4 protein-coding genes are annotated in these 6,332 nt (G+C 66.0%); 3 read left to right on the top strand and 1 reads right to left on the bottom strand.

Going from position 1 to position 6,332, the window contains the following annotated elements:
• Nucleotides 1–122: 122 nt before the first annotated feature.
• Together ALII_RS0116775 and ALII_RS0116770 are read left to right on the top strand one after the other, a co-directional pair.
• Nucleotides 123–1,034, top strand: coding sequence for an ABC transporter permease subunit (locus ALII_RS0116775; RefSeq protein ID WP_024588386.1), 912 nt, complete (start codon nt 123–125; stop codon nt 1,032–1,034).
• Nucleotides 1,031–1,846 carry an ABC transporter permease subunit gene (locus ALII_RS0116770; protein ID WP_024588385.1) on the top strand — a complete coding sequence of 272 codons (816 nt, stop codon included), beginning with the start codon at nt 1,031–1,033 and terminating at the stop codon, nt 1,844–1,846. The genes ALII_RS0116775 and ALII_RS0116770 overlap by 4 nt, the downstream gene beginning before the upstream one ends.
• Before the next feature lie 207 nt (nt 1,847–2,053).
• Here the strand turns inward: ALII_RS0116770 and ALII_RS0116765 are convergent, their stop codons facing one another.
• Entirely contained in the window at nt 2,054–3,907 is a 1,854-nt protein-coding gene (locus ALII_RS0116765; protein WP_024588384.1) for an AsmA-like C-terminal region-containing protein, read from the bottom strand.
• A 188-nt stretch (nt 3,908–4,095) separates the two neighbouring features.
• On the opposite strand from ALII_RS0116765, the gene ALII_RS0116760 reads away from it, so the two are divergent.
• On the top strand, nt 4,096–6,054 hold the full coding sequence (locus tag ALII_RS0116760; protein WP_024588383.1) for an acetoacetate--CoA ligase: 1,959 nt from the start codon (nt 4,096–4,098) through the stop codon (nt 6,052–6,054).
• Nucleotides 6,055–6,332 lie beyond the last annotated feature (278 nt).

Genomic DNA, 6,332 nt, shown 5'->3' with positions numbered 1-6,332 from the left:
GCGACGGAGCGCGACCTTTCCAAGACGAGACTGATCTCCCCCCTCGCGGGGGAGATGTCCGGCAGGACAGAGGGGGGCGCGACGAAGCGCAATCGTCGGCCGGCTGCGCAGGTGACCCACCCATGAACCGCCTCGTCGCCGCCATCGCCTCGCGCGTCACGATCATCGTCCCCTATCTCTGGCTGCTGGTCTTCTTCCTTGTCCCGTTCCTGATCGTCTTCAAGATCTCGCTGTCCTTCACCGCGATCTCGATGCCGCCCTACACCCCGACCTTCGACCTTTCCGAAGGCTGGGCGGCCTTCACCGAAGCCCTCTCCGAACTCTCCTTCGAAAACTACCTCTGGCTCTGGGACGACGCGCTCTATTTCAACGCCTATCTGACCAGCGTCTGGATCGCGGGCGTCTCCACCTTCCTCGCGCTCCTGATCGGCTACCCGATGGCCTATGCCATGGCGCGCGCGCCCGACAGCCTGCGCCCGCTGCTGCTGATGCTCGTCATCCTGCCGTTCTGGACGTCGTTCCTGATCCGCGTCTACGCCTGGATCGGCATCCTGAAGCCCGAGGGGCTGCTCAACCAGTTCCTGCTCTGGCTCGGCATCATCGATGCGCCGCTCATCATCACCGGCACCTACACGGCGATCTATATCGGCATCGTCTATTCCTACCTGCCCTTCATGGTCCTGCCGCTCTATGCGACGCTGGAGAAGATGGATTTCTCGCTGATCGAGGCGGCGCAGGATCTCGGCTCGACGCCCGCCGGCGCGTTCTGGAAGATCACCGTGCCGCTTTCGGTGCCCGGCATCGTCGCCGGCTGCATGCTGGTCTTCATCCCCGCCGTCGGCGAGTTCGTCATCCCGGACCTTCTCGGCGGCTCGCAGACGCTGATGATCGGCAAGACCTTGTGGAACGAGTTCTTCGCCAATCGCGACTGGCCGGTGGCCTCCGCCGTCGCCATCGTGCTCCTGCTCGTCCTCGTCGTGCCGATCATGTTCTTCCAGCAGGCGCAGGCGAAAGCCCAGGAGCGTGGCCGATGAACCGCCTCTCGCGCTTCAACATCGTCTCGCTGGTGCTGGGATTCGCGTTCCTCTACATCCCGATCCTGCTGCTGGTGATCTATTCGTTCAACGCGTCCCGTCTCGTCACGGTCTGGGGCGGGTTTTCCACGCGCTGGTACGCCTCGCTCCTGTCGAACCAGCAATTGATAGACGCCGCCTGGGTCACCTTCCGCGTCGCCTTCCTGTCGGCCTCGGTCGCAACCGTACTCGGCACGCTCGCGGCCATCGTGCTCACGCGCTACACGCGCTTTCACGGCCGCATCCTCTTCACCGGCATGGTGTTCGCGCCGCTCGTCATGCCCGAAGTCATCACCGGCCTGTCGCTGCTCCTGCTCTTCGTCGCCATCGGCCTCGAGCGCGGCTTCATGACCATCACGCTCGCCCACATCACCTTCTCGATGTGCTTCGTCGCGGTCGTCGTGCAATCGCGGCTCCTGAGCTTCGACCGCTCGCTGGAGGAGGCCGCTCAGGACCTTGGCGCCACCCCCGCGCGCACCTTCTTCACCGTCACGCTGCCGGTCATCCTGCCGGCCATCGTCGCCGGCTGGATGCTCGCCTTCACCCTCTCGCTCGACGATCTGGTCATCGCCAGCTTCACCTCCGGCCCGGGCGCGACGACGCTGCCGATGCGCATCTACAGCCAGGTCCGGCTTGGCGTGACGCCCGAGATCAACGCCGTCTCGACGATCCTCATCGGCGTCGTCGGCATCGGCGTCATCCTCGCCTCGCTGGTCAACAAGCGCCGCGACGTCCAGCGCCGCCGCGACGAACAGGCCGCCGCGCAGGGGTGAGTTTTCTGGGCGGACCGCGCCAGGCAACCCCCACCCTCTATCCCTCCCCACAAGGGGGAGAGAGGCCTTCAACGCCGCATTCCACCGTCAAGCTAGGACCCGGTTTCAAGGGATGAAGCACAACGCCGACGCCCTCCCTCCCCCTTGTGGGGAGGGATAAAGGGTGGGGGTCCTCTTCGCAGAAGACCCGCACCCGCCTGCCAAAAATCAAAGTTCCGGCCCATCCCGCACATCCGGCGCATTCGCCACCGGAGAGATGAACGGCTCGTCCCAGCCCCCGCCGACGAAGAATTTCGCAGCCTCGCCCGTCACCTGACCCTGGCCGTCCACCGGCGCGACCTCGCCGGAAAGCGCCAGCGCGCGGCCGGCAAGCGGCACGATGCCGGTCAGCGAGGCGCGCCGGCCTTCCATCGACACCGTCGCGGTGTCGATCCGCGCCAGTCCGCGCCCGACGGCGGCGCTGAACTGGAGGCCGCGGATCGGCAGGGCGCCCTCGGCCACGTCCGACAGCGGGAACATCCGCCCATCCGCCGACCGCGCCAGGAACGCGTTGGCGTCGATGCCGACGATGTCGCCCGGCCCGAAATTGGCGGTGAGCGTGCCTTCCGAGGTCGAGATCACGGAGTTCCAGTCATTGCCCTTGCCGCGCAGGATGGCGGACAGGTTGCCGCGCGTCTGCGGCACGAAGCGCTTGGCGCCCGCCTGAAGCGTCATCGCGCCGACATCGATCTCGCTCGCCAGGAACCGCAACTCGACGGCATTGGCGCCGCCTGCCGGCTCGATCCGGATGCCCGCCTGGATCGTGCCGCCGAAGGCGGTCGCGTCGGAGATGTCGAAGGCGGCATTGCCGTCCTTGAGCTGCGCCGTCGCGGCGAGCCCCGCCAGCGCGAAACTGCCGAGCTGCGCCTGCGTCGCCGAAAGCCGCAGGTCGAGATTGAGCTGGCGCGCCGCGTTCTCGTCGATCAGGTCGGCCGCCTCGTCGACGCGGTCGATCTGCGGCGTGAAGGCAGCGAGGAACGTGCCCAGGTTCAACTGGTCGAAGGCGATCGAGCCGCCGATGGTCGGTGCGGCGCCGTCATTCGAAAGTTCGAGAACGCCGCTGCCCGGGCTTCCTGCAAGGTCGAGCACCGCGTCCTCGATCCGCAGCCGTTCCGCGCTGCCGGTGATCCGCCCCGAAAGCTTGGCCGCGCCGATCGTCTGGCCGGCCGCGATGTCGGTTCGCGACCATTCGAGCGCGCGGCGCAGCGAGGGCGTCTCGAAGCTCGCCTCACCGTCGAAGAACGAATTGACCGAAAGGTTCGCCGCCCCATCGAAGCGCAGCTTGGCCGGCGCGGCGTCGAGCGAAAGGCGCATCGGCGACGTGCCGCCGGCCATGAGCAGCAGCGGCTGCGCGCTCGAGGCCTCGACGCGGATCGCTTCGCTGCGCCAGACCCCGGCGGCCGTCAGCGTCGCCGGCCGGTCGAGCGCGGGCCAGCCGATCTGTCCGGTCAGGCCCGAAAGGATCACCTGGTCCTGGCCGTCCTCGACGACCGCGATGCGCCCGTCATTGAACGTCACCTGCCCGAACGGGTCGCTCGGCAGCGCCGAAAGGTCCGGCTCGACGGCATTGGCGCCGACGACCTGGCTGGCCGTGTCGATCGCCCGGCTCATCCGTCCGCCGCCGGGCAGGGGGGGCAGGTCGAAGACCGGCGTCGCCCGCGTCAGCCGCAGCAGCGGGTGTTCGAGCGCGAGCCTGGAAAAGACGACATTGCCGCGCAGCGCCGCCAGCGCCGAAAGGTCGATGTCGACGCGCTCGGCCTCGAGCACCGGGCGGCTGTCATGGGCGCCCCATTCATAGAGCGCGACATTGGAAAGATGGGCGGAAAAGGTCGGCCAGACATCGATGTGCGGCGCCTGGCCAAGCTGCACGCGATAGCCGCTCCAGGCCGACAATTCGTAGGCGATCCGGTCGCGCACGAGCTGGGTCGAGGCGATCCACGGCAGCGCGAGAACCAGCCCGACGCCCACGACGATGAGGGCGGCGAGCCCGATGATCGTTCGTCTGACGACCTGTCCCTGCATTCAACCTCGCCGACTGGCAGACACCCGCACGTCTGCATTGCCGCGGAGCCTATTCGATGCGAATGCCTTTTCAAGCATTTGTGGCCTTGGAAGGGCCGTTGCCAACGTATTTCTACGATGCCGCGCGTGGCTTGTCAGCCAAGCCCGCGCCGTGCTTCAAGAGCGCGACCATTTCTGGGAGGACCCGCATGACCGAAACCGCGCCGATCTGGACCCCGAAACCGCAGGATATCGAGGCCGCGCCGATCACCGCCTTTGCGCGGCAGGCCTCGGTCGTGGCCGGCCGCGAACTCGGCGACTACGACGCGCTCCACGCCTGGTCGGTCGAGGATCGCGAGGCGTTCTGGAGCCTCGTCTGGGACTTCTGCGGCGTCAAGGGCGAGAAGGGCGCGCGCGTGCTCGAAGACGGCGACCGCATGCCCGGCGCCCGCTTCTTCCCCGATGCGAAACTGAACTTCGCCGAAAACCTCCTGTCGAAGCACGGCGCCGACGATGCGCTCGTCTTCCGCGGCGAGGACAAGGTTTCGCGCCGCATGTCGTGGGACGAGCTTCACGCCCTGGTCTCGCAGCTCCAGCAGCTCTTCCGGGCGCATGGCCTCAGTGAGGGCGACCGCGTCGCGGCGATGATGCCGAACATGCCGGAAACCATCGCGGCCATGCTCGCGACCGCCTCCATCGGCGCCATCTGGTCGTCCTGCTCGCCCGATTTCGGCGAACAGGGCGTGCTCGACCGCTTCGGCCAGATCGAGCCGAAGCTCTTCATCACCGTCGACGGCTACCACTATAATGGCAAGGCGCTCGAAATCTCCGACAAGGTCGCCGCCGTCGTCGCCAAGCTGCCGAGCGCAACCCGCGCCTTCATCGTCGACTATCTCGGAAACGCGAAATCAGCCGCCGCGAAGATCGACCGCGCCGAAGCCCTGTCGGACGCGATCTCAATCATTGCGCCGAAGGCGGTCGAGTTCACCCGGCTCCCCTTCGCGCACCCGCTCTACATCCTGTTTTCGTCGGGCACGACGGGCATCCCGAAATGTATCGTCCATTCGGCCGGCGGCACGCTGCTCCAGCACGTCAAAGAGCAGCGTCTCCATGCCGGGATCGGCGAGGGCGACCGCTTCTTCTACTTCACCACCTGTGGCTGGATGATGTGGAACTGGCTGGTCTCCGGCCTCGCCTCGGGCGCGACGCTGCTCCTTTATGACGGCTCACCCTTCTACCCGGACGGCAACGTCATCTTCGACTTTGCGCAGGCCGAGAAGATGACCTTCTTCGGCACCTCAGCGAAGTTCATCGACGCGGTGAAGAAGGCGGGCCTCGAGCCGAAATCGACGCACGACCTCTCCTCCGTCCGCACCATCGCCTCGACAGGTTCCCCTCTTGCGCCCGAAAGCTTCCGCTTCGTCTATGACGGCGTGAAGGAGGACGTGCATCTCGCCTCCATCTCCGGCGGCACCGACATCGTCTCGTGCTTCGTCCTCGGCGTGCCGACGAAGCCCGTCTGGATCGGCGAAATCCAGGGGCCGGGCCTCGGCATGGCGGTCGACGTCTGGGATGATGACGGGAAGCCGGTGAGGGGAGATAAGGGCGAACTCGTCTGCACGAAGCCGTTCCCGGCCATGCCGATCATGTTCTGGAACGATCCCGACGGCGCGAAATACAAATCCGCCTATTTCGAGCGCTTCGACAATGTCTGGTGCCATGGCGATTTCGCCGAGTGGACCGAACATGGCGGCATCGTCATCCACGGCCGGTCGGACGCGACGCTCAATCCGGGCGGCGTACGCATCGGCACCGCCGAAATCTACAATCAGGTCGAGCAACTGCCCGAGATCGCCGAAGCCATCTGCATCGGCCAGACCTGGGACGACGATGTGCGCGTCGTGCTCTTCGTCCGCCTCGCAGCGGGCGTGACGCTGGACGAGGGACTGGAAAAGAAGATCCGCACCCAGATCCGCACCGGCGCCAGCCCCCGCCACGTCCCGGCGCGCATCGTCCCCGTCACCGACATCCCGCGCACCAAGTCCGGCAAGATCACCGAACTCGCCGTGCGCGACATCGTCCATGGCCGAACGGTCAAGAACCAGGAAGCACTCGCCAATCCCGAAGCTCTGGACCTCTTCCGCGATCTGCCGACCCTGCGCACCTGATCATGGTTAACCGAACCTTTCGCCAAAATTTACCGCTTCGCCAACGTCCCTAGCATTCGGTAAAAATTTCGGTTCCGCAGCAAGGTTTCGTTAACGGTTGCCGCGCCATTGTGGGTGCAACTTGAGACAAAAGACGCGCCCCGAAAGGCCGCGCGCCTCCCGCTTCAAGTCCCTGTGTGACACAAATTCCGTAGCGCCCCTTTTGGGGCGCTTTTTTTGTCTGCAGTTGTGCCGGTTTTTCCTGAAGTGACCCCCACCCTTTATCCCTCCCCACAAGC

The organism is Aliihoeflea sp. 2WW (assembly GCF_000497755.1).
Lineage (GTDB): Bacteria > Pseudomonadota > Alphaproteobacteria > Rhizobiales > Rhizobiaceae > Aliihoeflea.
Note: the sequence above shows the minus strand (reverse complement) of the source record. Positions and strands in the feature narration are given on the sequence as shown.